Below are 25701 nucleotides of genomic sequence, written 5' to 3'. Positions count from 1 at the left end.
AGCCTATAAATCCTAACATTTAAATCATAAGACATGAAAACCGTTAAACCAAAAGTGCAAAAAAAAGATGCTAAAAAGGCAGCTAAGAAAGAATTAGAGAAGACGCTTACAGAAAAGATCCTGGAAGTGGTTAAACATCTTGGACATGATGCAGAAAAGATCGGTAAGGATATTGAAATTGCGAGCAAGTTTGTTGCTAAGAAGTTATCAAAAAAATTCAGCGAGGTAAAAGCGGCTGTAGAAAGTAAACTGGATGAGGCTGCTGCTGCGAAAACGCCGCCAGTTAAAGAAAAAGTAGAATCGGTTAAGAAAAGTGTGGTAAAGGGTGCTAAAAGTGCGGAAAAGGTAGTTGCTAAAGCAGTTAAAAAAGCAAAGCCTGTGGTTCAAAGTGTTAAGGTTGCAGCCATTGCTACTGAAGAAAAAGCAGCCAATGCGATTGCTAAGCCCATACAAAAAGTAGTTTCTAAGGTTTCAGCTAAAGCAGCAGCTATCAAAGCTCCTGTTGTTAAAACTCCCGCTGCGGCTAAAGCCCCTGTAAAAAAAGCAGTCCCTGCTAAAGCTGAGGTTAAAACAAAAACAACGCCTGAAAGTAAATAGTCGGTTATCTTATTTTTAGATGAAGGGTGATAATTAACAATAACTTAACAATAAAATTTGCAGTTTTGAACGTCCCTGTTTAGGCAGGGATTTTTTTTATTTTTATTCATGACAAAAAAGAAGGCTCCCTTTTTAAACAGGGAAATCAGTTGGTTATATTTTAATGATCGTGTGCTGCAGGAAGCTGCGGATGAAACTGTACCTCTGATTGAACGCATCAAATTTTTGTCTATTTTCTCATCAAATCTCGAAGAGTTTTATCGCGTAAGGGTTGCAACGATGAGCCGGCTGTCTAACTTAAATGATAAGGCAAAGAACTTGCTGGGCTTTAATCCAAAAAAGGTTTTAAATGAGATTAAGAATATTGTAGTAAAGCAGGAGCGTAAATTTGAGCAGCTCTTTCAAGCCACTTTAATTAATGAACTTGCCCAGAACCGGATCTTTATCTTAAACGAGACCCAGTTAAATGTGTCCAGGGGAGAGTTTGTCAGGAATCATTTCCGGGACAGGATCCTGTCCAATCTGGTTCCGATCATGATTGATCTTGAAAAGCCATTTCCAGAACTCAAAGACAGGTATTTGTACTTCTTTGTACGGCTTTCCAAAAAGTCATCTAAGAATGAGAAATATGCATTAATTGAGCTTCCTCCTGATCTTCCACGGTTTTTGGTACTTCCTGAAACCAATGGGCTAAAGTTTATCATCCTCGCAGAGGATATCATTAAATATTGTCTTGATGATATCTTTTATGTGTTCAATTATGACATTATAGATGCCTTTTCTATTCAGCTGACCAGGGATGCTGAGTTGGATATTGACAAGAATGTGAGCGACAAATTTATTGAAGAACTTAAAACCAGCTTGGATAAACGTAAAAAGGGTAAACCCATGCGGCTGCTTTATGATACTGAGATGCCATTTGATATGCTTACGGTATTGGTTTCTAAAATGAAGATCGAGGCTGAAAGCCTGATCCCGGGTAACCGTTACCACCGTTTTAAAGATTTTATTGCGTTTCCCAATGTAGGCTCTAAAGAACTTGAATATCCGCCAGCCCCTCCAATTAAGGTTTCCGGATTACACCGTACTGAAAGTATTTTTAATAAGCTGCAGGAAAAAGATTATCTGATCAATTTGCCCTATCAATCTTATGATTATATCATCCTTTTTCTTCGTGAGGCCGCTATTGATCCGAAGGTTACTGAAATTAACATCACGTTATACCGTTTGGCAGAAAATTCCAGGGTGATCAATGCGCTGATCAATGCCGCCAAAAATGGTAAAAAGGTAAATTGCCTGGTAGAATTAAAAGCGCGGTTTGATGAACAGGCAAATATTTTTTGGTCAAGCAGGCTGGAAGAAGAAGGGGTTCACGTTAATTATGGCCTTACCGATTATAAGGTGCACTCTAAGATCTGCCTTGTTAAACGCATGGAAAAAGGAAGGGCCGTTTATTACGCCAATTTGGCCACGGGTAACTTCAATGAAAAAACCGCAAAGCTCTACTGTGACCATAGCATCTTTACTTCTAAAAAAGAAATTACTTCAGACCTGTTGAAATTATTTACCGCGCTGAACAAAAAAACGGTAGTTAAAGGGTTTAAGCATTTAATTGTTTCCCCTCTGGAATCCAGAACTAAGCTTTATGCGCTGATAGACCGTGAAATTAAGTTTGCCAAACAAGGTAAGCCAGCCTACATGATCCTTAAAGTAAACAGTATTGCGGATGAGGGGGTAGTTGAAAAACTTTACGAAGCCAGTAATGCGGGTGTCAAAATAAAAATGATCGTACGCGGAATTTGTACACTGGTTCCCGGAGTTGCCGGTTACAGTGAAAACATCACCGTGATCAGCATCATTGATAAATTTTTGGAACATGCCCGTGTCTTTATTTTTGGAAACAATGAGAAAGAAGAAATGATCCTTTCTTCGGCTGATCTGATGAGCAGGAACCTGGAGCATCGTGTAGAAGTAGGGTTTCCGGTATTGGACGCTGAGGTTCGTCAGGAGATCAGGGATATCATCGAGTTTCAGCTGCAGGATAATGTGAAAGCACGGGACATTACGAGATTAAACAATAATAAATACCACAAAAATAGATTAACAACAAAAATTAGGGCGCAAGTGCAAACCTATAATTACCTCAAAAATAAACACCAATAACTTCAATGTTAAGATACGCTGCCATAGATATAGGATCAAATGCTGTAAGGTTACTCATTGCTGATATCTCTAAGACCGATTCTGGTTTTACCTTTAAAAAGAACACATTAATCCGTGTGCCGCTAAGATTGGGTGACGATGCTTTTTTAGATCAGCATATATCTGAGCGTAAGGCAGAGGATTTGTTGAAAACCATGGCTGCGTTTAAAAATTTGATGGATGTTTATCACGTTTCGGAATACCTTGCTTGTGCCACATCCGCCATGCGGGAAGCAAAGAATGGTCAGGAACTCATAAAGAAGATCAAGGAGCATACCAACCTGGATCTGGAGATCATTGAAGGACAGCGCGAGGCTAATATTATTTATTCTAATCATATTGAAGAAAACCTGGACCTTAAAAAGAGTTATCTTTATATCGATGTTGGCGGTGGCAGTACCGAGCTTTCTGTATTTGTAGAGAAGGTTCCGGTTGCCTCAAAGTCGTTTGATATTGGTACCATTCGGATCCTGGACAATAAGGATAAAGAAGAAACCTGGGAAGATATGAGGATCTGGGTTAAGGAAAATACAAAGTCCCTTAAAAATGTAGCAGGTATTGGAACTGGTGGAAACATCAATAAATTATTCCGTATGTCTGACGAAAAGGAAGGGATGCCGCTTACCTTCTTAAAATTAAAGTCTCTTTACAACCAGCTAAACAGTCTCTCTTTAAAAGAACGGATCAGTGTGTTTGGTCTTAATCCCGACCGTGCGGATGTGATCATTCCAGCTTGCGAGATCTATATTACATTGATGAAGTGGACAGGTATTAAGCAGGTCTATGTGCCAAAGGTTGGAATGGTTGATGGGATCATTAACCTGCTGATTGAAGAAAATCTGAATAAAGCAGTTTATAAATAGGCAAGCGCAAGGTATTTTCCATGATGGCTTACTGATGCCGGACCGGTACTTCTATAATCTGAAGTATCGTAAGCACTGATCATAACTTTTGCAAGCGTCAGGTCTGTTTGATCTATGGCTGCTAAGGTGTGGATATAATCCGTTTGCAGGGTGCTGGATGTATAGTAAAGCTCTTCATCGTAATTAACCTCACCAATGGCATGATGCTCATGGACAATGAGGTTACGGCAGCTTATTTTTAAAGGGGCAAACTCCCGCAATTTAAATTTCCTGGCATGTACCTTATAGGCAGATTCCTTCATGGTCCACAATAACCATACGAGCAGGTTTGAGCAGGTTCCGGATGAGATCATGAATTGTTCTTCGGCTGTAAAGATCTTTTTAAGATAGTCTTTTCTATTCCAATCGCTATCCTTTAATGCCTGATTAAGATCAACAATGTCGTTTCCGATCATTTTTCACTTAATTTAATTTCTATAATTTCCAGTGCAGTACCTACGGTAAGCATACGTTCCATGGATTGATTGTCAATGACAATGTCAAAGGCTTCTTCAAGATCCAGAACCACATCAACAAGGTTTGCTGAGTTGATTTTAAGATCGGTAATAAAATCTGTACTTTCGGTCATGTTCTCTAATGCTGCAGGATCCTGGGCATAAGTAGAAATAATGGCTTTGAGTTTTTCTGTTAATACTTCTTTATTCATGGTCGTATTTTTTTAAGAGAATGCATGCATTGACATCTCCAAATCCAAAGCTTGCTTTGGCGAGTATTTTAAGGTCTGCCCTGATCATCGTTTGCGGAATTTTATCCCTGCTGATCAACCGGGTTATTTCCGGGTTCAGATCTTCACAATTGATATTTGGAAAGATAAAACCTTCACGGAGTTCCAGTACGGCAGCCACGCATTCGATGCTGCCTGCAGCACTCAAACAATGCCCTATGGTAGATTTTAAGGAGTTTATATATGGAAAATCACTCCCTTTGCGTTCCAGGGCTGCTGTCCAGTTTTCTATCTCAAGGCTGTCTTTTGCCGTAGCGGTCAGGTGGCCGTTTATACAATCGATCTCAGCAGCAGTTACCTTTGCATTGGCCATTGCGCTTTTAATACAACGCTGAACAGCAATGGAATTTGGGGCGGTCATGGTTCCGCTTCCACGCTGGCCGCCGGAATTGATGGCACCGCCCAAGATCTCTGCATAGATCTTTGCGCCTCTTTTAGTTGCGCTTTCCAGAGATTCCAAAACCAATGCGCCTGCGCCGCTTCCGGGAACAAATCCGGCTGCCGTGGCACTCATGGGCCGAGAGCCTTGTTCCGGAACATTATTGTGTTTATAGGTGCAGACTTTCATGGCATCAAAGCCGCTCCAGATATAGGGTCCGCTGTCACTTGTACTGCCAGCGAGCATCTTAGTTGCTTGTCCGGTTTTTATGCGCTCATAAGCCATTAAAATGCTTTCTGTGCCCGTAATACAGGCAGATGAATTGGTGCTTACCTGGTTTCCGAGTCCAAGCTTGCCGCCCAGGTAAGCACTAACCCCGCTAACCATGGTTTGAACCACAACAGTACTGCCCAGTTTTTTGATCTGCAGTTCATCGAGCTTATAGATCGATTCCCTGAATTTATCAATGCCGGAAGTTCCTGCACCGAATATCGTCCCGCTATCCCAGTCCGGATCTTCATTTTGCTCCAGGGATAATCCGGCATCTGTCCAGGCATCTATGCCTGCAATAATCCCATAAAGGATCCCCGTACTGTTAAAATTCCGTAGTTCCAGCGGACTTAGGTATTTAGCGATATGGGAGGCTTCCAGGTCCGGTTTTCCTGCAATCTGACAGGAAAATTGAAGTTGTTCTAACTGGGGATCATGCCGGATGCCAGAAGTCCCATTCCTGATGGCTTCCGCAAATGAGGTCAGATCAACTCCATTAGGGGCAACAACGCCCAATCCTGTGATCACAACCCGTTTATCCATTCATCTTATTGGTTACCATACCCGCGATTGTGCCTTTGCATACCACTTCTCCGGCTGCATTAAGCATCTGAACACTGCAGTTTAATTTTTTAAAGCGGAAATAGATCTTCTCTGCCAGCACCTTTACTTTTTCACCCGGAAAAACAGGCTTCATGAAATCAATGGCAGTAGATGTAAGCATTACATGTCCCGGAACACCGGATTCAGAATTTCCGGTCAGGTAAATGCCCAGGCAAACCAAACCAATCTGTGCCATTGTTTCTGTTAAGATCACACCTGGAGTTACCGGATGGTCTTTAAAGTGTCCTTTGTAAAAATCAAGGCTTTTATCAAACGTATACGTTCCGGATACTGAGTTTTCATCAATTTCCAGCAATTCATCTACAAATAAAAAGGGCTTTGAATAGGGCAGGCACTGTAATATTTCTTCTTTATTCATGTTTAATTTTTGTGGACTAAAAATATCTTTTCTTTACCTCTTAATTACCATTTCAGCAATATTCTTTGCGCAGAAAATCCTGGACCAAAGCTAAGCATCAGTCCAAGGTCGCCAGGTTTAGGGCCGGCATCCATAATACGTTCTAAAACATATAACACGGTAGCACTGGATAGGTTTCCATACAAGGCCAGAACCGCTTTGGTATCGTCTATATTCTTTCCAAGCTTTCCAAACAAGCCTTCTACCAGCTGCACAATTTTTTTGCCGCCAGGATGAAAGATCAAGTGGTCAACGTTATCAATGGTTAACTGCTGTTTAGCCAGAAATGGATGAATGATATCCGGAAAATGGGATGCTATGGTATCCGGAACAGCAACGTCCAGCACCATTTGTAAGCCGGTGTTGGTCAATTTGAAGCCCATCATTTCTTCGGCATTGTAAAAGTGGTACATTTCTTCGGCAATAAGTTCCGGCCCGTCATCATCCGGGTGCGACGATAAAAGCACGGTTGCGGTACCATCTCCAAAAATTGCGGCACTGATGATGTTGGCCATTGAAAAATCATTGAGCTGGAAAGTTGCCGCCGGAGATTCAAAAGAAACCACTGCTGCACGCTTTCCGGGGTTTGACCTCAGGAAGTTCTTCGCATAGATCATTCCTGAAACTCCGGCTGCACAGCCCATCTCAGTAACCGGTAGCCTAACAATGTCAGATCTTAGGTTCAATTTATTAATGAGGTACGCATCTAATGAAGGGATCATGATCCCTGTACAGCTTACCGTAATGATGTAATCCAGGTCTTCTGGTTTCCAGGCTGCTTTTTCCAGGCTTTGTTTCAAACAGGCCGTGGCCAGCTTAATGCCTTCAGTACAATAAATTTGATTTCGCTCTTCAAAGGAGAGCGTGCTGAATATCTGTTCAGGAGACAAAATAGAATAGCGCTTGTCTACTCCGGCATGCTCAAATATCTTTTTAACTTTCCGGATAAAGCGTTCATCCTGTCCCGTAAGCCAGGTATCTAAAAAAGGAAGGATCTCTTCCGTTCTTCTCGAATATTCGGGCAGCACTTTAGAAACTGTTTTAATTTTTACACTCATAGGGATAGTTTATTATACTGGGATAATCCATTGATACCTAAATGCCCATTTCCAATGCAGTACATATTTCTTCAGGCCGAGCTGTCTGGAAAATGATTCCAGGTCTTTTCGTTTAAATCCTCTTAAAATAGAGATCAGGCCATCGTCCTTTGACATCTTGTTTAGCCTGAATACCACACAAAGTGCGGTAAATAAATAGTAAGCAAGCGCACTTCTGTGCAGATCATTGACCACAATTCCCAGTCTTGCACTGGTCTTAAATCCATTTATCAGTTCCAGTATTTCCGGATCTTTAAAATGATGGAGGGTTAACGTGCAAAGAATAATATCATAAGCGCTTTCCTTTTTAATCTCTTCAAAAATATCGGCACATATATAACTGATGTTTGGGTATTCTGTTGATAACTGACTGGCATGGCCAATGGTAAAGTCATTGGCATCAATGCCGGTTAGCTTAAAGTCTAACTTTTTTGTATGGGCATAATCTGCCAATGCCCGCAGCATATCTCCATTTCCACAACCCACATCCAGTATGCAGATCGGGCCGTGCTTTTTGTTTTGAAGCAGCATTTCTACACCTTGCAGGGTAACTTTATTACCACCCAGTAACCGGTTTATACTGGCAATCTTATCCAGGGCATCTCTTAATAATTCGCCTTTCATCGCAAAATTATCCATGATCTCTGGTTGGTCACTTCTATGATCCGTATTTACTGGCATTTATTTAATGAGGTTACCGTGGGTTTGTTTAATGATAAATGGCATTACTGAAGGAAATTTGACCAGTACGTTTAGAAGAACATTGAATAGTTTGTTTCTGTTGACTATTCCGGCCAGTAATCTTCCGGCGGTGATGCGTCTCCTAAAATTCCTGTTCCAGGCAGAGCGGTAGCCATCTTCTAAAACTGCCCTGGAACCAATGGCCCTGTTCATATACCGGATAATTAATTCTGCGCATATTTTAGCACTGTGTATCGCCATAGCCATTCCGTTACCGCAAAGGGGATGAATAAGACCAGCGGTATCACCAATCATCAAAATATGATCATAAACAGGTTCTTTTTTTTCAAAAGACAGCTCAGCTATGGACAATGGCATTTCTGAGACTCTTGTGCCAGACTTAAAGATCTTTTCCAGATGCGGATTTTGGCAGATGATGTCTTTGATGAACTCATCTGTAGTTTTGCTCGCCTTAAAGGCATTGTAAGTAGTAATGTAACATACGTTGATCTCATTATCTTCCACTTTAGATATGCCGCAATATCCACCGGAAAAATTATGCAAGGCGACAAGATCATCCGGAAAATCTCCGGTAAGATGAAATTTCGTAGCTAGTAAAGACGACCGTTTGGTAAAAAAAACACGTTGTAATTTTTGATCGATTATGGATCTCTTGCCATAAGCGCCTATAACCAGGCAGGCATTTAACTTCGTGTTGTGGGTAGTAACAATAAATGAATCATTCATAAACTCGACCGCACTTACTGAATCCATGAGCACGGTACAACCATTTTGAACTGCTTTTTTATAAAGAAAATGATCCAGGGCCGAGCGACTGATTCCTAATCCGCCAAGGCTGAGATCGGAGCTCACCATTTTACCGGCAGAAGAGGAGATGGAAAATCTTTTTATTTGCTTTGGATTTAACTCCAGGAGATCTATATCTAAAGACCTCAAATATGGAACGACTTCATTGGAGAGGTATTCACCGCATACCTTATGGTGCGGATAGGATTTTTTTTCGATGAGTGTAACTTTAAAACCGGATCTCAAAAGATGAATGGCGCATGTTAATCCAGCCAATCCGCCACCAACTATAACAATTTTATTTTCAGGATCCATAGGTCATTGAACTTAATCATTATAACCGTATAAACCTATTTATTGTTTAGAAATCATAACATCTGAGCTGTCTTTGTCTCAGCAGATTTTTTCTACCCAGGTAGAGGCCTACCGATACCTCGTGACTGCCGTAATTGTAGTTTCTGAATTTGTTGAGTGCATAATCATATGAATAGCCGATTCTTAGATTTTCAGTCGCAAAAAGTTCAAACATCAGTCCGGTTGCACTTTTCTTGGTCAGGTAGTTGTCAAGGTCAGGCTTTTTGTAAAGGGGCACCGATGTTCTGTAAAATGCGCCGATCCATACTTTTTCATTGAGCAGTAAAAATGCATTGAGATCCAGTGAGGTTGGCCCTTTAACGTCATCTTTTAATAAAATAACGGGTTTAAGATCTAATCCGTCGCCGAGCGGAATCAAGGCACCTGCAGTAAAATAGTAATGGGGTTGTGGTACAGGAACGAGCAGGTTGCTGTTGCCCTTACTGTTCTTCGCAGCATAACTGGCCAGCATATTGGTTGCAGAAAGTCCTGCGAAAAACTGTTTGTTGGAGTAGTAAACTCCAAACCTTGCATCCGGAAAAGTTCTGGTTTCGGCATTAACCGGTATTACCTCATCATTCTGTTCAATCGCCCCAAGCTTATTTCCATCCAGCCCCAGCTGCATGATCCCGGCAGCGATCCCAAAAGAAAGTCTGGAAGTTTCATCATAACCTACCTGGATCTTGTACGCATAATTGGCATAGCCGGACAGGTAGGTTTGTGCGCCAATCTTATCGTTTGATACAATTAACCCTAAACCCACATTGCCATCATTTACAGCACCATCCACAGCAACTGAAAAAGTGGTTGGCGCGCCTTGTATACCAACCCATTGTGAACGGAAAAAGGATTGGATATAAATTTCTTTTTTAGCACCCGTATAACCGGGATTGATATGTATGTTGTTAAAAACATACTGTGTAAACTGGCTGTCCTGCTGTGCACTGGAAGATAAGGTCATCCCGATTGCCAGCATTAATAAAAAGATCCGTTTCATCATTGCTTTCCTCTTAATAAAGTCACATATCCATTGTATACTTCCCATTTATTATCGGCTGTCTTGATTTTAAGTAAATAGAAGTAAGTGCCTTCGTTCAATCCTTCGCCGGTCCAGTCATTTTTATAGCCTTTACGGTAATACAAAGTACCTCCCCAGCGGTTAAGTATGGTCAGCTCGTTGGCCTCGTAGAAATCAAGTCCGGGTATCTGGAAAGTGTCATTCTTATTGTCTCCATTGGGTGTAAATACATTGGGTATAATGATGCCGATAACTGATTTGGTATCTTCAGCACTGTTGTTTGATGGTACAGGGTCAGTTTCCAGGGCAGCTGCATGAGCTGTATTTCGAATTACTCCTGCTTTGGTCGCTTTAACCTTTAACCTGAGTTCGGCACTCTGACCATTATCCAGCTGGTCAATTTCCCACAGCACAGTTTTTGAAAATGAATTGTAGCTTGCCCTGCCCATCCCGGGAGTTATGATCTGCTGAAAATTCAATTCTTCGGGCAGGCCGTCCTGGACTTTAACCTGTGTGGCATTGGCAGCACCCTTATTACTTACCTTGATCAGGTATTCAAAGGTTTCATTGACAGTTACCGATCTGAATTCTGAATTTTTACTGACCACTAGGTCAGCATATTGAACCCCACCCTGATCGGCAACAATGACAACGGGATCTGAGATGTTCGAAGCGCATCCCTGTGCATTGAAAGAGATTACCGCATAACTTCCGGTTTGTGTAACTACAAATTCCTGCTTGCCCGCATTTACAATGGCTGTTCCATTCCTGATCCACTGGTAGGTAGCCGCATTCGAAGAATTGGCCTTTAATCTAACCGGAGATCCGGGTTTCATTTTTACCGTTTGTAAAGCAGGAGATTGCGCAAAGCCTGCCGTTGCAGTAAGCAGCAGCAGGCCATACACAAAACTTGTTATCCTGTTAAACATAGGTTGAAAATGATTACTATTTCTGAAGCGGGGCTTCAGAAATAGGTTTAAGAAACCGTAATTACTGGTGTTCCTGGTTTTGGTGCTGCTTTAATTTCCGCAGAGTCGGTTGCGGTACATACACCACTTGCCGGTGATTTTAACGTTTTGCCTGTAGCTGTTACATCAAATACCACATTAGAAACCACGGTATATGTGCCCACAGTAGTTGCTGTCATGTTGAATTTTTTAGGATCCGTACCATCTACTGCACCTGCTCCGGCTGTTGTTCCAGTCCAGTTATAGGCTAAAACTACTCCTGTTGGCAGCGTAGCACTATTCGCAATCGTTGCTGCCGCTGTTACTACAGTTTTTGTGGTATTTGTTGTTCCTTCAACGCAGTAGGCAGACGTTTCAGGGGTAACATCAACAGTAAATGCAGGAAGCATATAAATGTCAATCGCGTTAGAAACATCACCGGTACATGCCGCTGGATCTGCACTGACCACATGGGCTTTCCAAAAATGCTCACCAGTTGTGGTTAGGTCTGTCGTTCCGGTAACTAAAAGATTTGTACTGGATGCTGTTCCATTATATGTTAATGTTTGAGCGGTATAACTTGGAATCGGAGCGCCCGCAGCATCAACCTTCTGCCAGACTACCTTATCACCTGTCACTAGTACATAAGTGCCTGAATACGCTAAATTTACTTCTCCGGTACTACAAACATAAATGTCCGGAACAGCGGCAAATACGCCCAATGGCAGTACAAGCGTGAAGCATAGTGCCATTAATAATTTGATTTTTCTGTTGATAATTTTCATGATCTTTTAATTTTTAAGAGTTAAATAAATATTTATTGAGTTGTGATGTGCGGTGATCCTGGTTTGTGATTTACTTTCACAGTTACATTGGTTATCGTACTGCAGCCATTTGCAGTGATGGTGAATGCATAAGTCACGTTTACAGGCGAAAAGGTGGTGTTGATCAGCGTTTCATTAACCACATTGCTGCTGCCCGATCCTGCAGCGTTACTGATCCCGGAAACCGTTGCCCTGGTCCAGCTAAATGTGCTGCCAGGCGTATTGCTCAAGGCGGTATATGAAAATGAAATACCGCTGCAAACCATGGCGGTGGTACTGCTGGTTAATGTTGTGGCTGCTTTAACGGTCACACTTAAAGGGTATGTCTTGGTACAGCCTGTAGCCGTATTTTTTAAGGTGAGTGTTCCGGTATGCACACCTGCCGAAGCGGTATTTGGAAGCGTTAATGAAATCGGGCTAACCGGAAGATCTGCTGCGGTAACATTAGCAAATCCCGGGGTATTCCAAACGATGTCGTATTTTAACGTACCTGCGGAGGCAGCGGTATAAGGCAACGTTGCGGTTGTACTGCCAAAACATACATCTGCAATTGTACCGGGAGTAATTGATGGTAAAGGATTTACCGTAACCGTAACCGGAGTTCTTTCAGACTCACCAGCACAACCAATTACTGAGGCAGACACATAGTAAGTTGTTGTTGTAGTTAGTATTCCAGTGGTATAGGTAGCCCCAATTGTGCCGGTTCCACCGGATGATGCAGTGTACCAATGGAGTTCGTTACATGCACCGGTTGTAGCTGATAGGGTAGTGCTGTTTCCCGTACAGATGGTTTGTGCCAGGGCATTTAAGGGTGATAGCGTTGGTTTTGCTGGGGTTCTTCTCACCTCATACAAGTTCATCTGACCGATTAAAGAAAGTAGAGAGGTCATCGATATCTCTATTCTGTCAAATTTTTTGTCTGGAACAAGTGAGGTGGTTACCACATTGTTTCCCCTTAGTAAGGCCAGGAGATCAATGGACAATAGAGAACCCAGGTTAACGGCAGTTCTTGCAGTATCTCCGTAATAAGGGGTCATGTAAATATCGTTCAGTAAACTCAGGTCGATCAGTAAAGCTGGAGGAATGGAAAAGGTTACGGTTGCCGCATCACCAATCTTTGATGGGCCAGGAAAATAAACGGTTTCTTTTAATGTCGTTCCAACCCCGGCAACACCCATTGAAAATGTAGTGTAGGTGCTTTGGTTATTGTCTATGGAATTGTTGGGGCTAGTAACTGCACCGCCAAGAGTAAGCAATCCCGTTACGCTGGTCGCTGTGCCCAAAGCAGGATCACAGCTTACCCCATTCGTTTCATAAAAGCCATGGTAAACAAAGATCTGGCCTGTTCCAACCAGTACCGACGCATTCAATGCAATTCTAACCGCATTATAAGCTTCTGCCGAGGTAATTGCGAGGTATACAGACCCATCTATAGTGGTCAGGCTGCTTACCTTTACTTTGGCTGCAGCAATCTGTGTACCTACGCCTCCAGCGGCAGACGTTGCACCAGAATAGGCATAGACCGGTAAACTGGCGCCGCCAATCAGGCCAAGTAAATTGCTCACGCTGCTTCCGCCTATCTTTACATAGGTGGTGGTACCCGCAGTTATCGTAGCCGTAGTGAATTTTAACTCGATCCATGACTCTGCCGCGCCTGCTATAGTAGCCACGTTTAGCGTGGCATAATTGTTAACCGTACTGTTCAGGCCAACGGCATTATCCGGGTTTGCTACAGATGAGGTTGCCAATCCTGCATGTGTGTTACCATTTGACTGAAAGTTGGCATAGATACGGGTAGGGGCAGTACATTGGCCCATGGCAAAATTCATTCCGGCGGCCATTAGCAAAAACGTTACCGGGAGCGTTCTCAAAAACGTTCTCAAAAGTGTTAACGGAAATGTTCTCAAAAACGTTCTCAAAAACGTTCTCAGTAACGTTCTTGGGAACGTTATTGAGAGCCTTAACCTGAGCGTTGTTAGCCTCAAATGGAATGAATATGGAAATTTTACTTTACCCACTTTAGAGGAGATTAATTAATGCACAATCCACTCTGGCTTATTTTTAAGGGATAAATAATTTAGGTGTCGTACTGTATTTCAAACTTATTACAGAAAGCTGATGGATTTTTATTCATTACATTCAGTTTAAAGCCTTGTAAAGCCTGTAATTGTGAAAGTTATTCCAATCATATTTTTATTGACATTAACTTAAGTGTCTGATAATCAATGATTTTTTATAAATCAAAGAAATCATTCATTTTGTTCAATAGTTAATCTGGAAAACAGCTGCATTTAACTGAATTTTTAATGAATGGATTTCTTCCTGAAATGTACTTTTGGAGAAAGAAATTCGTTAAAAATTAACTTTTGACAATTGATCGATAAACCCTATCGGTTAGTCTCCATATCTTTGACCGATGATAAATTTTAATTTATTTAAGACAAAGAAAGCCCGGCAGTTAACTGCAGTATGGGGCATACTGATCTGGGCATTATTTTCCGGATCTGTATTTTCACAAACGGTGGATAAAAGTGATCCTTCTCCGGTTAAGTTTCCGGTGCCTAAGGGAATATCAAACCAGCTTTTTTATTTACAGAGAGATCCAAACATCAATACCATTATTTGTCAGCTTAACGTAGACAAAAAAGGAGAACTGAACAGGGAAGAGCCGATCCTGGTATATTGGATGCGGTACGAGGATGTTGGTAACGAAAAAAAGGACTTAACCTATATTCAGAAAAAATTTGCATATGGCATTCAAACCAAAGAGCTTGCTAAAGATCAGTATGAGCTAAGATTTGTTTCTCATAAAAAACTTCCGCTTTACCTGGTTAGATCAAGCGACGACAAAAAGTTCCATGTTTATGTAACGGTAAATAATAAAAAGCTCCAGGTAGACCGGATATTCATTAGGATTGAGGGTGGATCATTCTGGCTGCCCAATGTTAAATATGTAGAGATCAAAGGGACCAATACAGAAACGAATGCATTGGTTACTGAGCGGATCAAGGTTTAATAAACCGCTTTTAAATAAACAAGCCGGCTTATCAATGCGATAAGCCGGCTTATTTATTTATGGTATAAAGTATTTAGCTTTCCAATAGTTCTGCTGCTGCTTTATCCAGAAACCAGGTCACACTTCCATCAATTGGAACGATCAGCTGAGTAGGATATAAGTCCGTATTTTTTTCCTGATCTTCAATAACATGTTTTACAGCATTGGCTTTTGATTCACCAAATACCAGGAATGCTACGTTACGCGCTTTGTTAATAAGTGGTGCAGTAAAGCTGATCCTGTAGGTAGATAGCTTTTCAACAAAAACAGAATCTGCTTCAACTTCTTTGCTTTTTAGAATGGTTGTACCAGGAAACAGGGATGCGGTATGTGCATCATCGCCCATGCCAAGCAATATCAGGTCAAATACAAGATCCGTACCTTTAAAGTGATCAGCAATTGATTTGGTATATTCAATTGCGGCTTTTTCAGGTGCCAGGGCAGTGTTTACATAAAAGATGTGGTCTTCGGTAATTCCAAGAGGATCCAGGATAGACCGCTTGGCCATTAATCCGTTGTAACTTTCATGATCAGGCAGCACATTCCGTTCATCGCCAAAAAAGAAATAGACCTTATTCCAGTCAATCTGATCTTTATAGGTTGTTGCAAGTGATTCATAAAGTGCTTTTGGAGAATTGCCCCCGGTAAGTACAAAATTAAAACGGCCACGATCAGCAATAGATTGATTGGCCAGGGTTACAATGTAATCTGCCAGGTCTTTTAGCAATTCAGCTTGTGTCTTATAGATCAGTAAATTCATTAATCTTTATTTAATGGTAAGGTAAACCAATGAAAGCCATCTCTGGCAATTAATGCCTCCGCATCCTCTGGTCCCCATGAGTCTGCCGTATAATTCGGGAAGCTTAATGATTTTTTACTTTCCCAGGCATTCACTACAGGCATCAATAGTTCCCAGGCACTTTCTACCTGGTCTGCACGCATGAATTGGGTTTGATCACCAGTCATAACGTCCAGCAGTAAGGTTTCGTAAGCTTCGGGAGTTTCAGAGCTGTAGGTTCCATTGTAATCAAAAACCATGTCAACCGGATTTAACACCATATCTAATCCAGGTCTTTTTGCCTGAACTTGCAAGCGGATGCTCATTTCTGGCTGAATGCTGATGATCAGCCTGTTTTGCTGCCAGTGTTCTGTTACCGCTGCCGGGAATATATGGTGAGGAACATCTTTAAACTGGATCGTAATTAAAGAAGAGGTTTGGAATAACCGTTTACCGGTGCGTACATAAAATGGTATTCCCTGCCAGCGCCAGTTGTCAACAAAGAACTTAATTGCTGCAAATGTTTCTGTATTTGAGTTTGGATCAACACCATTTTCATGACGGTAACCCGGAACTTCTTTTCCTTCAACCCATCCTTTGGTATATTGTCCGCGTACGGTACTAAAGCGGATGTCTTCCGGACTAAACGGACGCATGGCCTTTAATACATCTACTTTTTTATTCCTGATCTCATCAGCATCAAAATTAACCGGTGTTTCCATACCGATCAAACACAACAACTGAAGCAAATGGTTTTGGATCATATCCCTTAATGCACCGGCACCTTCGTAATAACCACCTCTATCGCCAACGCCAAGTTGTTCGGTTACAGAGATCTGAACATGGTCAATATAGGTACGGTTCCAAAGTGGCTCAAGAAATGAATTTGCAAAGCGGAAAGCCATGATATTCTGTACGGTTTCTTTACCCAGGTAATGATCAATACGATAGATCTGCTTTTCTGTAAATATTCCGGTAAGGATGCAGTTCAGCTCTTTTGCAGTCTCCAAATCTCTTCCAAAAGGCTTTTCAATCACAATCCGGCAATTGTCTTCCGTACCTGCAAGCTCATATTTAGATAAACATTTTGCAATTAAAGGGAATAGGTTAGGAGCAACAGCAAGGTAATAAACTACTTGTGTAGTGGGTCCAAACTCCTGTTGGTATTTCTCAATGGTACTTTTAAGATCACCAAAAGTTTCAGGCGCTTCAACATCAACAGGGCTATAAAAGACATGTTCTGCAAATTTGCTCCATTTTTCTTTCTTGACCTTACCAGATCTGGAAAAGCTGTTTACCCCTTCCATAATGGTATCTCTAAACTTTTCATCAGTAAGCGGTCTGCGTGCAGTTCCAATAATGGCATATTTTTCAGGCATATAGCCATCAGAATACAAATTATATATAGCAGGCGCAAGCTTGCGCATATTTAAGTCACCGGTACCACCAAATATTACTATGATTGTGGGATTGAGGTTGATGCTTGTTTTCATTTTTTGAATTTTTTTATTAAATGATCAGAGGGGAATATTAATCGAGGTTCTTTGAATTCCAGTCGGCATGAAAAATTCCCTCAGCGTCTATCCGTTCAAAGGTATGCGCACCAAAAAAGTCTCTTTGTGCCTGCGTTAAATTGAGTGGTGAGCTGGCTGTTCTCAGGGAATCATAATACGTTAATGCAGAAGCGAAACAAGGCACAGCAATGCCATTCTGAATGGCGGTGATTACCACTGCTCTCGTTCCTGGTAAGATGTCTTTAAGCTGCTGCTGAATACTTTCATCTGCATACAAATGCGGAAGGGCAGGTTGTTTTGTATAGGCCTGATAAATATCTTCCAGTAATTCAGCACGGATGATACAACCGCCGCGCCATATTTGAGAGATTTCCTTTAAATTAAGTTCATACTTAAATTCTACAGAGGCTTGTTCTAAAAGATGAAGTCCCTGGGCGTATGAAGTAATCATTGCAAAATAAAGTGCTTGTTCCAGCAGGATCTCAAAAGCACTGCTGTCTTCAATTTTAATCCCTTCATGCGGAAGCGATTTGGAAAGAGATACGCGTAATGCTTTGAATTTCGAAAGATCACGTGCGCTTACCGATTCATTAATGGTTGGAATCGGCAACTGAAGATCCATAGAAACCTGTGAGGTCCATTTTCCAGTTCCTTTAGATTTGGCTTCATCCTTAACATAGTCCAGTAAAAAGCCACCGGTTTTCTCGTCTTTAACTTTAAAGATGTCCTTGGTCACTTCAAGGAGGAATGATTTTAATCTGCCATTGTTCCATTTTTCAAATAAGGCATAGATCTGATCGTTATTATAACCCAGACCATTCTTCAGCAGGTCATAAGTTTCGGCAAGCAGCTGCATCATTGAATATTCAATACCGTTGTGTACCATTTTAACAAAATGTCCGGAAGCACCGGGGCCGATATAGGTTACACAAGGATCTCCGTTCACTTTTGCAGAAACGGCTTCAAGAATTGGTTTTACCGCCTCATATGCTTTTTTGTCCCCGCCAGGCATCATACTGGGCCCAAAACGGGCACCTTCTTCACCTCCGGAAATTCCCATTCCAAAGAAATGGATGCCCTGATCGGCCAGTTCAGTGGCTCTTCTGCTGGTGTCGGTAAAATGAGAATTACCGCTGTCGATAATCATATCATCTTTCTCTAAAAGCGGAACAAGCTCTTTGATCACACTATCCACAATGGCACCTGCAGGTACCAAAAGCACAATTCTTCTTGGCAGCTCCAGGCTCTGTATAAAATCTTCCAATGAGTCAAAACCGATCAGGCTATGGCTTTTACCATCTTCCTCCAGCTTTTTTAACATTTTAGGATCCTTATCATATCCCGTTACCTTAAATCCATTGTCGGCCATATTTAGCAATAAATTGCGTCCCATGGTTCCAAGACCGATCATTCCTAACGTGTACTTATTATTCATTGTGTGCTATTTATTATTTGGGTAATTGGTATAAACATGGTACTTCTCTGCTACTTCCCACAGTTTTGCACCTCCGGTTATCCCATCTTTGTTCGTAACCAGTTTAATGTTGTGATCAAGTTCAAAATTGATGTGTTTAGAGTTGCCTCCTCCTATATATAAGGTATCGTAATTGAAAACGGTCTTGTAGATCTCAATGATCCTTTTCAGGCGCTCGTTCCATTCTTTTTTGCCAATCTTATCAAAAGATTTGGTTCCGATATAATCGTCGTAGTCCTTAGTTTTTGTAACCGGAAGATGTGCCAGTTCAAGGTGGGGGAGCAGTTCGCCGTCAAACGTCAGTGCAGTTCCAAAGCCGGTACCTACCGTAAAGACAATTTCGAATCCTTTGCCGCTCACAATGCCTAAGGCTTGCTGGTCTGCATCGTTAATTAAACGAACAGGCTTACCCAGCATATCACTTACCTGTTGGGCAAGATCAACATTTGTCCATTTGTTCTTAGCCAGGTTTGGTGCGGTTTCTACTTTGCCGTATTTAACATATCCCGGAAAACCAATGGAGATCTTATCAAAGTCGCCATTTAATTCCAATACCAGTTCCTTAACACATTTAAGGATCACTTCGGGGGTGGAGTTAACAGGGGTGGCTATCTTTTTAAATTCAGATTTCAATTCGCCGTCAGCGGTTAATATACAAGCTTTAAGGCTGGTTCCACCAATATCTATGGAGAGGATGTTACTGTTATTTTCTTTTTTTTCCTTAACTGGCATATTTGTTTTTTGAGTATAAAAGCCTGTCTTTTTTAATATAGATCAAAATAACAAATTTTCATTCATTAAATAGGTTATGTTATTGTTTTAATATGGTAATAATTACGGATGGGTGATAAAAACATAAAAACACATTTAAACCGATACAAGCTGAGCATACAATCTGTCTCATTATCAAATCATAATGTTTAAAAAAAATAGTGTAAAATATTTGTAATTAATATTTTCTTTCGTATCATTGTTATAGGTAAATCGATTTAACACACATAAGGTCATTTATCAAAACCATTTATATAACCAATATAAACCAAATTATGAACCTAACATTTACACAAACTCCCTGGGGTAGTTCTGCCCTTATCTTTTACCATTACTTTTCCGAACCTCAATTAATTGGATTTTCAACTGGATCTTAGCATTTTTTTAATCAGCTAAAACCAGCTAAATCGATTTAATCTAATTTTGACATTCTATATGCGACAGAACCTGCATCCAGCGGGGGTATTAACGACGCACGTATAATTCAAAGTATAGCACTGTACAATCCATTCTTAAAAGATTTTCAATCAGTTAATACTTAATTATCTGTTATGCGCTTTATTGCAACTATAACGTTTTCGGGACTGTTGTGTTTAACAACATCATCTTTCGGTACCACTACCGGATATACCCATGTGCCGGGGTATGCTTCACTGTTAAATAGTCAGTTACAAACAGATACGGCTAAAAATAAAAAAGCAGACACAAGTACAGTAGATACTGCACTTCTAAAACTATCGCCACAGCGTAAATCCGGTCTTTTAGAACTTAAGTTAAAAAGTACAAAAATTAATCCGGAGAAGCTGCTCACTTACCCTGCCGTATCCATACAGCAATATTTAAAAGGACAAGCTGCTGGTCTCTATGTTCAGGAAACATCCGGTGAGCCCGGCACCATGCAGAACATGTTCATGCATGGAACTTCACAGCCCTTGTTCTCCGCCAGAGAGCAGTTTCAAACCCAGCCGCTTATTGTTCTGGATGGGGTAACACTGGTTGGTGAACATCCCTTTTCATTTGACATCCAACAATACAAATTTAACAGGATCGGGCCGGCAACAAACCTGCTCACCAATATTGATATGGAGAATATTGCATCCATAGAAGTATTAACAGATATTGCAGCAATTGCAGCGTATGGACCCAGAGGGATCAACGGCGTGATTGTTTTGGTATCTAAAACACCAGATAAGGCAAACCAGATTGCTTTTAATTCGTTTTTCAGTGTGGGCCAGCGCCCGCAGGTTACCACCATCAACGGTAAATATGAGAATGCATTCAGAAAGCAATTCTACGATAAGTATACCGCTGCAGGTCGTTTTTCTGAAGACGATACCTATCCGCTGTATTTGAGTGACTCTTTGAGTAACTCCTATTATGGCCCCTCTAACTGGACTGATCTTTATTACCGTAATTCCATTTCTCATAATGTAAATGCAGCCATTTCCGGCGGTGTTGAGCGTGCAAACTTTCGTTTCTCTTTAGGGAATGTCCGCAATCAGGGGGTAGCCGATAAAACCGTATTAAACCGTTACAGTACCCAGTTTAACATCAATATGAAACCGCTGCAATGGCTTACCTTCTCTGCATTGGTGAACGGAAACCGGGTAGAACGATTGCGGAACAGAAACCAGCGTGACCGTTTTGGCCAGATGAATTATGTGCCCGATCTAAGTACCCCGTTAAGTCCCAACAAAGAGATGTACGGCAACTTCTTAAGCAATACTGATAATGGTTTTGATGACAATAAAACAAATATACTGGAAGGCTCTGCCAGGATGGCCATCAATGTAGGTACATTCAGCTTTGCATCCAGGTTTGGTGCAGATTATAATGAAGGTTACAGAGATCTCTTTTATCCTAAAACCTTGCTGGAAGGTAATAGTTATGCTTCCAATTATTATGGATTTAATCAGCGCCTGATCTTTGACAATACCGCCATGTATGATCTAAAGCTCAACTCTTCACATAACTTTCATTTTGAACTCGGACAGTCCATTACCTGGGATACCTATAAATACAATTATGGTTATGCCTATAAGGGATTTAATGAGTTCATCAAGCTAAACCTGCTTGATGGTGGCGGCGGTTCAAGTGCCTTTCCAAAACAATTGCTTTATAAGTTCCTGGATAAGACAGAAAATAACCTGCTGTCGTTTTATGGAAGAGCCGTGTATAATTTCAAAGATAACTATACATTGTCTGCCCTTGTACGTGCAGATGCGTCTTCAAATGCCCAGCCAACAAGCCGCTGGTTTGTATCCCCTGTCTTGTCTGCAGCCTGGAACGTTAAAAATGAGCTGTTAAGTACAAATGACCTGTTTAATCAGTTTAGCATTCGTGTAAGTGCCGGAAGATTAGGGCGGATTGAACATTTTGACAATTCCGCTCAGGGTCCGCAATATACCGCAGAACTTGGCTTTACCGGTAACATAACAACTCCCGGATACAACGCATTTGCAGGATTAACCAGGCCATATACCTATGGATGGGTAGGTTATGGGATTCCATGGGCCTATGCAGACCAGTTAAACATTGGTACAGACATCAGTGTACTTAAAGACCGCCTGCGTTTATCGGTTGACTTCTACACCAAAACAGATAAAAATCAATTGCTGGGATTACCTTCTTATGCAGAATATGGATACACCCAATCTTTTGAAAGTGGGATGTCTGTAAATAATAAGGGAATTGACCTAACCATTTCCGGAGACGTGTTCAGCACCGGTAAATTCTCCTGGACACCAGCACTAAACCTAAACTTTAATGCCAATAAATTAATGGCACTACCCAGAAACCTGGATCAGATCATCATCAATGATAAGATGCTTAAAGTTGGTGAGCCGATAGATCAATACTGGCTGTTTACCAATGAAGGCATATATACATCGGATGCAGATGTTCCAGTAGTTAACGGGGTACCTATGAAATACAATGGCATCACCTTAAAAGCCGGTGATCCAAAATGGAAAGATCTGAATGGCGACAATGCCATTGATTTTAATGATAAATCTTTAAACGGTAATGCGCTACCGAAAGTTGCCGGTGGTTTTAATAACGACTTCAAATATGGCAACTGGAATTTCGGGGTTAACCTGTATTTCAATATAGGCAGACAGCTGATCAATCAGGAAATGGCAAACCGTTTTGACTTCATCAACCAGGAAAGCGGAAATACCATTAATTCAGTGAAAGAGATCACTTTCTGGGAGAAAAGGGGCGACTTTAGCAAATACCCGATTTATAACCCATGGAGCACCGTAATCCCTTACCGGATTGATCAGGATCTATTCCTGGAAAATGCTTCTTTCCTGAAATTGAGAACCGTTACTGCAGGTTACGACTTGAGCAGCTGGTTCAATTCCAAAAGCAAAAGACCAGGTAAGCTTTACGTGTATGCAACCGCAAACAACCTGTTTACACTAACAAATTATACCGGGCAAGATCCTGAACTGGTAAGCTATACCGGATATGACAATGGCTATGGTATGACCATACCAAAAACATATACACTGGGTATACGCCTTGGATTATAGACTTAATTACTGAATCGAATTATACAATTATAGAAATTGATAAATGAAAAAGATAATATTAGGTAGCCTCATTTCCTTATCCTTACTTTCTGCGGGTTGCAAAAAAGCAATTGAGATAGATTCAAAAAGGGTAGTTGGAGAAAAGAACATGTGGCTGGTACTTGAAGATACCAGGGCTGCATTGATCGGTACTTACGGGTTAACCCGGGCGGCTCTTGCCGATAATAATGCACACTGGTTATATGGCGATGTAAGACCTGGAGAATTTACCGTTACAAACCGCCAGGATTTAAAAGCAATTGTAGACAACAATCTGAATGCATCATATTCAGCAGTTGAAGCACTTTCTAACTGGAGAAGATGGTATGCCGTAATCAATTCGGCCAACCTGTTCCTGGAAAGGGTAGCAGAGGTTAAGGCAAAAGATCCGAGATATACAGAAAACAATATGACGGTTGACATTGCCCAAATCCGTTTTTTAAGGGCTTTTGCTTATTTTTATATGGTTCGGATCTGGGGCGATGTGCCTTTGATCGTATCCTCTCATGACGGACAATTTGAAAATGTAAAAAGAGAAAGCCAGCAAAAGGTTTTAGCCTTTGTAGAATCTGAACTGATCGCTGCTGCCGCATTGCTTCCCTATAAATACAGTGCAAACGATATACAGCAGCCAGGCCGGTATTACAATGAAGATGAGACACGCTGGGCGGGTGCGCTGGCACGTAAGCTAACCGCTTATGCCATACTCACACATGTGGCTGCATGGCAGGGTAACTATCCCAATGTGGCTACCTACAGTAAGTTCATTATGGATAACTATGGTAAAGGCGGCAACGGATTTATCAGCACCGATGAACTGACCAGGGCCAATGGTTTCTTTAATGAGAAAAAGAACAACCACCTGCTTGGATTTAACTTCGACTTTGGTCACGTCGATGCGTCTTTTACAGGCCATATTGAAGAGATCACCCTGGCCAGCCCGGTAGTGAATAAACCGCTTCCTGATATTTACCTGAGTAAAGACTCCATTCTTTCCGTTTTTAACGAAGCAAAAGATCAGCGCTTTAGTCTGGATACTTTAGGACAGCCAATCAATGCCAGGTACTTTACCAATTTTAATGGTAAATACCCGATCTTTAGTAAGATCAAAGTGATCCAGGGCGGAAGTACCGATCCAACATTCCGAATTTTCGGTAGTGCCATTGTCGTTACCAGGCTTGAAGATATCGCCTTGCTCAGGGCAGAAGCACTCGCCGTTCTTGGTGAACGTGACGGCGCCATTGAGATCTTAAATAACAACATCAGAAGAAACAGGGGGCTTGACAATTACAACCCTTTAATTAACGGTAATCTCATCGATGCCATTTTTAAAGAGAGACAACGCGAACTCATGGGTGAAGGACACCGCTGGTATGACCTGATCCGTTATGCGAAAATAAGGACCACCATGCCTAAAATTAACCGGCTGATAGAAAATGGCGGGATCTACTGGCCAATTTCCAGAAACCTGATCATCCAGAATAATTTACTCACTCAAAATTCTCATTGGAAGTAATTAAGCAGATATGAAAAAGCTACATAAAATATTCAGTCATATATTCATCTTATTGTTCTTTGCTGCATTAGCCCTGCAGAGCAGCTGTACAAAGGATCAGGGTTTTTATGAAAATGAACAGGTTCCGGAAGAAGCGGTATTAAATACCTACGATTATTTGAAAAGTAAAAGAGGCGTGTATGACTCCCTGCTGTTTGTAATAGACAGACTTGGACTTGCAGATACATTAAGGAACAATAAGATCACCTTATTTGCGCCAACCAATGCAAGTTTTAAACTGGCCATTACCAATTTAAACAACCTGCGGAAAAATACAGGAAAAACATCCCTGTTCCTTGCAAATATAGATACCCGGCATTTAGATACCTTGATGACCAAATACATCATCAGGGGGAATTATCCGTCAGATTCATTGACCAAACAGGATGGGATGATGTTCTACGGTGTCAAATTTAAACGGATGATGCATGCCAAACTAACGTCTTCCACATCGTCAGGATATCTTGGAGGCGGACCACAGTACATCATACTTGACGATACCAAACAAAGTATCTTCAACAGAAACTGGGTATCTACAAATACCGGTTCCATCAATATCAAGACAACAAATGGTGTGGTACATATTGTTGAACCCAATCACGTATTCGGATTCGACGAATTTGTAAGCCGGATCACTTTTATACCAAAGGTGCGTACCCCTTATTATGGCGTTCCTTTTGAAATTCCGGGAACGATCAATGCCATCGATTTTGATTTTGGCGGTGAAGGTATCGGATATTCTGATGCAGATCCTCAAAACAGAGGCAATCGTTATCGCAGTGCAGAAGGTGTTGATATCGAGTTCTTTGGTACAACCGGATTTAATATCATGGAAACCGTAACCGGAGAATGGCTTTCCTACAGCATCAATGTGGCCGTAGCCGGAGATTATACATTGGACATGCGGGTGTCTACGCCAGATAGCGGCAGAAAACTAAGCGCTGAAATTGATGGCGTCAATGTAACCGCAGGAACCATGAACGTACCAAATACCGGTGGATGGCAAAACTGGCAGTCTGTAAAAAAGGATATCACCTTAACAGCTGGCAGACATATATTTAAGATGAATGTAGCAACAGCAAGATTCAACATATACCAGTACATTTTTACAAAGAAAAACTAGTATCGGAGAATA

The 25701-nt window shown here is 41.3% G+C and carries 22 protein-coding genes; 7 read left to right on the top strand and 15 right to left on the bottom strand.

Going from position 1 to position 25701, the window contains the following annotated elements; translation table 11 throughout:
• Positions 1–33 precede the first annotated feature (33 nt).
• From ATK78_RS21710 to ATK78_RS21700, 3 genes are all read left to right on the top strand, one after another.
• Complete coding sequence (locus ATK78_RS21710) at positions 34–597, top strand: hypothetical protein (protein ID WP_133578244.1); 564 nt, start codon at positions 34–36, stop codon at positions 595–597.
• Between the two features lie 108 nt (positions 598–705).
• The gene (gene ppk1 / locus ATK78_RS21705; RefSeq protein ID WP_133578243.1) at positions 706–2760 is read left to right on the top strand and encodes a polyphosphate kinase 1; all 2055 of its coding nucleotides are present in this window, start codon (positions 706–708) and stop codon (positions 2758–2760) included.
• Between the two features lie 5 nt (positions 2761–2765).
• Positions 2766–3662: a Ppx/GppA phosphatase family protein gene (locus ATK78_RS21700; protein WP_133578242.1), complete on the top strand. Its 897-nt coding sequence runs from the start codon at positions 2766–2768 to the stop codon at positions 3660–3662.
• Here ATK78_RS21700 and ATK78_RS21695 read toward each other — a convergent pair.
• The 11 genes from ATK78_RS21695 to ATK78_RS21645 are packed head-to-tail and all read right to left on the bottom strand — an operon-like array spanning position 3653 to position 13673.
• Positions 3653–4117, bottom strand: coding sequence for a 4'-phosphopantetheinyl transferase family protein (locus tag ATK78_RS21695; protein ID WP_133578241.1), 465 nt, complete (start codon positions 4115–4117; stop codon positions 3653–3655). The two genes, ATK78_RS21700 and ATK78_RS21695, sit on opposite strands and share 10 nt — an antisense overlap.
• Positions 4114–4368, bottom strand: a complete 255-nt coding sequence (locus ATK78_RS21690) for an acyl carrier protein (protein WP_133578240.1) — start codon at positions 4366–4368, stop codon at positions 4114–4116. Before ATK78_RS21690 ends, ATK78_RS21695 begins: the two co-directional genes overlap by 4 nt.
• Positions 4361–5638, bottom strand: a complete 1278-nt coding sequence (locus ATK78_RS21685; protein ID WP_133578239.1) for a beta-ketoacyl-[acyl-carrier-protein] synthase family protein — start codon at positions 5636–5638, stop codon at positions 4361–4363. Before ATK78_RS21685 ends, ATK78_RS21690 begins: the two co-directional genes overlap by 8 nt.
• Positions 5631–6077 carry a 3-hydroxyacyl-ACP dehydratase FabZ family protein gene (locus ATK78_RS21680; RefSeq protein WP_133578238.1) on the bottom strand — a complete coding sequence of 149 codons (447 nt, stop codon included), beginning with the start codon at positions 6075–6077 and terminating at the stop codon, positions 5631–5633. The genes ATK78_RS21685 and ATK78_RS21680 overlap by 8 nt, the downstream gene beginning before the upstream one ends.
• Positions 6078–6121: 44 nt before the next feature.
• Positions 6122–7174: a type III polyketide synthase gene (locus ATK78_RS21675; RefSeq protein WP_133578237.1), complete on the bottom strand. Its 1053-nt coding sequence runs from the start codon at positions 7172–7174 to the stop codon at positions 6122–6124.
• A gap of 12 nt (positions 7175–7186) precedes the next feature.
• Complete coding sequence (locus ATK78_RS21670; protein WP_133578236.1) at positions 7187–7894, bottom strand: methyltransferase domain-containing protein; 708 nt, start codon at positions 7892–7894, stop codon at positions 7187–7189.
• Entirely contained in the window at positions 7895–9016 is a 1122-nt protein-coding gene (locus ATK78_RS21665; protein ID WP_133578235.1) for an NAD(P)/FAD-dependent oxidoreductase, read from the bottom strand.
• Between the two features lie 46 nt (positions 9017–9062).
• On the bottom strand, positions 9063–10055 hold the full coding sequence (locus ATK78_RS21660) for a PorP/SprF family type IX secretion system membrane protein (protein ID WP_133578234.1): 993 nt from the start codon (positions 10053–10055) through the stop codon (positions 9063–9065).
• Entirely contained in the window at positions 10052–11002 is a 951-nt protein-coding gene (locus ATK78_RS21655; RefSeq protein ID WP_133578233.1) for a T9SS type B sorting domain-containing protein, read from the bottom strand. The genes ATK78_RS21660 and ATK78_RS21655 overlap by 4 nt, the downstream gene beginning before the upstream one ends.
• A gap of 47 nt (positions 11003–11049) precedes the next feature.
• Positions 11050–11805: a hypothetical protein gene (locus ATK78_RS21650; RefSeq protein ID WP_133578232.1), complete on the bottom strand. Its 756-nt coding sequence runs from the start codon at positions 11803–11805 to the stop codon at positions 11050–11052.
• Positions 11806–11837: 32 nt separating this feature from the next.
• Complete coding sequence (locus ATK78_RS21645; protein WP_208112420.1) at positions 11838–13673, bottom strand: Ig-like domain-containing protein; 1836 nt, start codon at positions 13671–13673, stop codon at positions 11838–11840.
• Between the two features lie 587 nt (positions 13674–14260).
• Here ATK78_RS21645 and ATK78_RS21640 point away from each other — a divergent pair.
• On the top strand, positions 14261–14860 hold the full coding sequence (locus ATK78_RS21640; RefSeq protein ID WP_133578230.1) for a DUF4833 domain-containing protein: 600 nt from the start codon (positions 14261–14263) through the stop codon (positions 14858–14860).
• A gap of 73 nt (positions 14861–14933) precedes the next feature.
• Here ATK78_RS21640 and pgl read toward each other — a convergent pair whose 3' ends face one another.
• Genes pgl through ATK78_RS21620 form a run of 4 tightly spaced genes read right to left on the bottom strand, consistent with a single transcriptional unit; the run spans position 14934 to position 19397 of the window.
• The gene (gene pgl, locus ATK78_RS21635; protein WP_133578229.1) at positions 14934–15659 is read right to left on the bottom strand and encodes a 6-phosphogluconolactonase; all 726 of its coding nucleotides are present in this window, start codon (positions 15657–15659) and stop codon (positions 14934–14936) included.
• A complete protein-coding gene (gene zwf, locus ATK78_RS21630) occupies positions 15659–17170 on the bottom strand; it encodes a glucose-6-phosphate dehydrogenase (RefSeq protein WP_133578228.1) in 1512 nt (503 codons plus the stop codon). Before zwf ends, pgl begins: the two co-directional genes overlap by 1 nt.
• A 37-nt stretch (positions 17171–17207) precedes the next feature.
• Complete coding sequence (gndA, locus tag ATK78_RS21625; RefSeq protein WP_133578227.1) at positions 17208–18626, bottom strand: NADP-dependent phosphogluconate dehydrogenase; 1419 nt, start codon at positions 18624–18626, stop codon at positions 17208–17210.
• A 6-nt stretch (positions 18627–18632) separates the two neighbouring features.
• On the bottom strand, positions 18633–19397 hold the full coding sequence (locus tag ATK78_RS21620) for an ROK family protein (RefSeq protein WP_133578226.1): 765 nt from the start codon (positions 19395–19397) through the stop codon (positions 18633–18635).
• Positions 19398–19987: 590 nt separating this feature from the next.
• On the opposite strand from ATK78_RS21620, the gene ATK78_RS21615 reads away from it, so the two are divergent.
• The 3 genes from ATK78_RS21615 to ATK78_RS21605 are packed head-to-tail and all read left to right on the top strand — an operon-like array spanning position 19988 to position 25689.
• Entirely contained in the window at positions 19988–22972 is a 2985-nt protein-coding gene (locus tag ATK78_RS21615; protein ID WP_133578225.1) for a SusC/RagA family TonB-linked outer membrane protein, read from the top strand.
• Positions 22973–23015: 43 nt separating this feature from the next.
• A complete protein-coding gene (locus ATK78_RS21610) occupies positions 23016–24527 on the top strand; it encodes a RagB/SusD family nutrient uptake outer membrane protein (protein WP_243732605.1) in 1512 nt (503 codons plus the stop codon).
• Between the two features lie 10 nt (positions 24528–24537).
• A complete protein-coding gene (locus ATK78_RS21605; RefSeq protein ID WP_133578224.1) occupies positions 24538–25689 on the top strand; it encodes a carbohydrate-binding protein in 1152 nt (383 codons plus the stop codon).
• Positions 25690–25701 lie beyond the last annotated feature (12 nt).

Source organism: Pedobacter metabolipauper (genome assembly GCF_004362715.1).
GTDB classification, from domain to species: domain Bacteria; phylum Bacteroidota; class Bacteroidia; order Sphingobacteriales; family Sphingobacteriaceae; genus Pedobacter; species Pedobacter metabolipauper.
The sequence above is the reverse complement of the archived record's forward strand: the minus strand, read 5'-3'. Positions and strand labels throughout refer to the sequence as shown.

Bases quoted from the DNA above. Each gene is read 5' to 3' on its own strand.
- ATK78_RS21710 (WP_133578244.1), top strand. From the start codon at position 34: ATGAAAACCGTTAAACCAAAAGTGCAAAAAAAAGATGCTAAAAAGGCA.
- ppk1 (WP_133578243.1), top strand. From the start codon at position 706: ATGACAAAAAAGAAGGCTCCCTTTTTAAACAGGGAAATCAGTTGGTTA.
- ATK78_RS21700 (WP_133578242.1), top strand. From the start codon at position 2,766: ATGTTAAGATACGCTGCCATAGATATAGGATCAAATGCTGTAAGGTTA.
- ATK78_RS21695 (WP_133578241.1), bottom strand. From the start codon at position 4,117: ATGATCGGAAACGACATTGTTGATCTTAATCAGGCATTAAAGGATAGC.
- ATK78_RS21690 (WP_133578240.1), bottom strand. From the start codon at position 4,368: ATGAATAAAGAAGTATTAACAGAAAAACTCAAAGCCATTATTTCTACT.
- ATK78_RS21685 (WP_133578239.1), bottom strand. From the start codon at position 5,638: ATGGATAAACGGGTTGTGATCACAGGATTGGGCGTTGTTGCCCCTAAT.
- ATK78_RS21680 (WP_133578238.1), bottom strand. From the start codon at position 6,077: ATGAATAAAGAAGAAATATTACAGTGCCTGCCCTATTCAAAGCCCTTT.
- ATK78_RS21675 (WP_133578237.1), bottom strand. From the start codon at position 7,174: ATGAGTGTAAAAATTAAAACAGTTTCTAAAGTGCTGCCCGAATATTCG.
- ATK78_RS21670 (WP_133578236.1), bottom strand. From the start codon at position 7,894: ATGCCAGTAAATACGGATCATAGAAGTGACCAACCAGAGATCATGGAT.
- ATK78_RS21665 (WP_133578235.1), bottom strand. From the start codon at position 9,016: ATGGATCCTGAAAATAAAATTGTTATAGTTGGTGGCGGATTGGCTGGA.
- ATK78_RS21660 (WP_133578234.1), bottom strand. From the start codon at position 10,055: ATGATGAAACGGATCTTTTTATTAATGCTGGCAATCGGGATGACCTTA.
- ATK78_RS21655 (WP_133578233.1), bottom strand. From the start codon at position 11,002: ATGTTTAACAGGATAACAAGTTTTGTGTATGGCCTGCTGCTGCTTACT.
- ATK78_RS21650 (WP_133578232.1), bottom strand. From the start codon at position 11,805: ATGAAAATTATCAACAGAAAAATCAAATTATTAATGGCACTATGCTTC.
- ATK78_RS21645 (WP_208112420.1), bottom strand. From the start codon at position 13,673: ATGAATTTTGCCATGGGCCAATGTACTGCCCCTACCCGTATCTATGCC.
- ATK78_RS21640 (WP_133578230.1), top strand. From the start codon at position 14,261: ATGATAAATTTTAATTTATTTAAGACAAAGAAAGCCCGGCAGTTAACT.
- pgl (WP_133578229.1), bottom strand. From the start codon at position 15,659: ATGAATTTACTGATCTATAAGACACAAGCTGAATTGCTAAAAGACCTG.
- zwf (WP_133578228.1), bottom strand. From the start codon at position 17,170: ATGAAAACAAGCATCAACCTCAATCCCACAATCATAGTAATATTTGGT.
- gndA (WP_133578227.1), bottom strand. From the start codon at position 18,626: ATGAATAATAAGTACACGTTAGGAATGATCGGTCTTGGAACCATGGGA.
- ATK78_RS21620 (WP_133578226.1), bottom strand. From the start codon at position 19,397: ATGCCAGTTAAGGAAAAAAAAGAAAATAACAGTAACATCCTCTCCATA.
- ATK78_RS21615 (WP_133578225.1), top strand. From the start codon at position 19,988: ATGCGCTTTATTGCAACTATAACGTTTTCGGGACTGTTGTGTTTAACA.
- ATK78_RS21610 (WP_243732605.1), top strand. From the start codon at position 23,016: ATGAAAAAGATAATATTAGGTAGCCTCATTTCCTTATCCTTACTTTCT.
- ATK78_RS21605 (WP_133578224.1), top strand. From the start codon at position 24,538: ATGAAAAAGCTACATAAAATATTCAGTCATATATTCATCTTATTGTTC.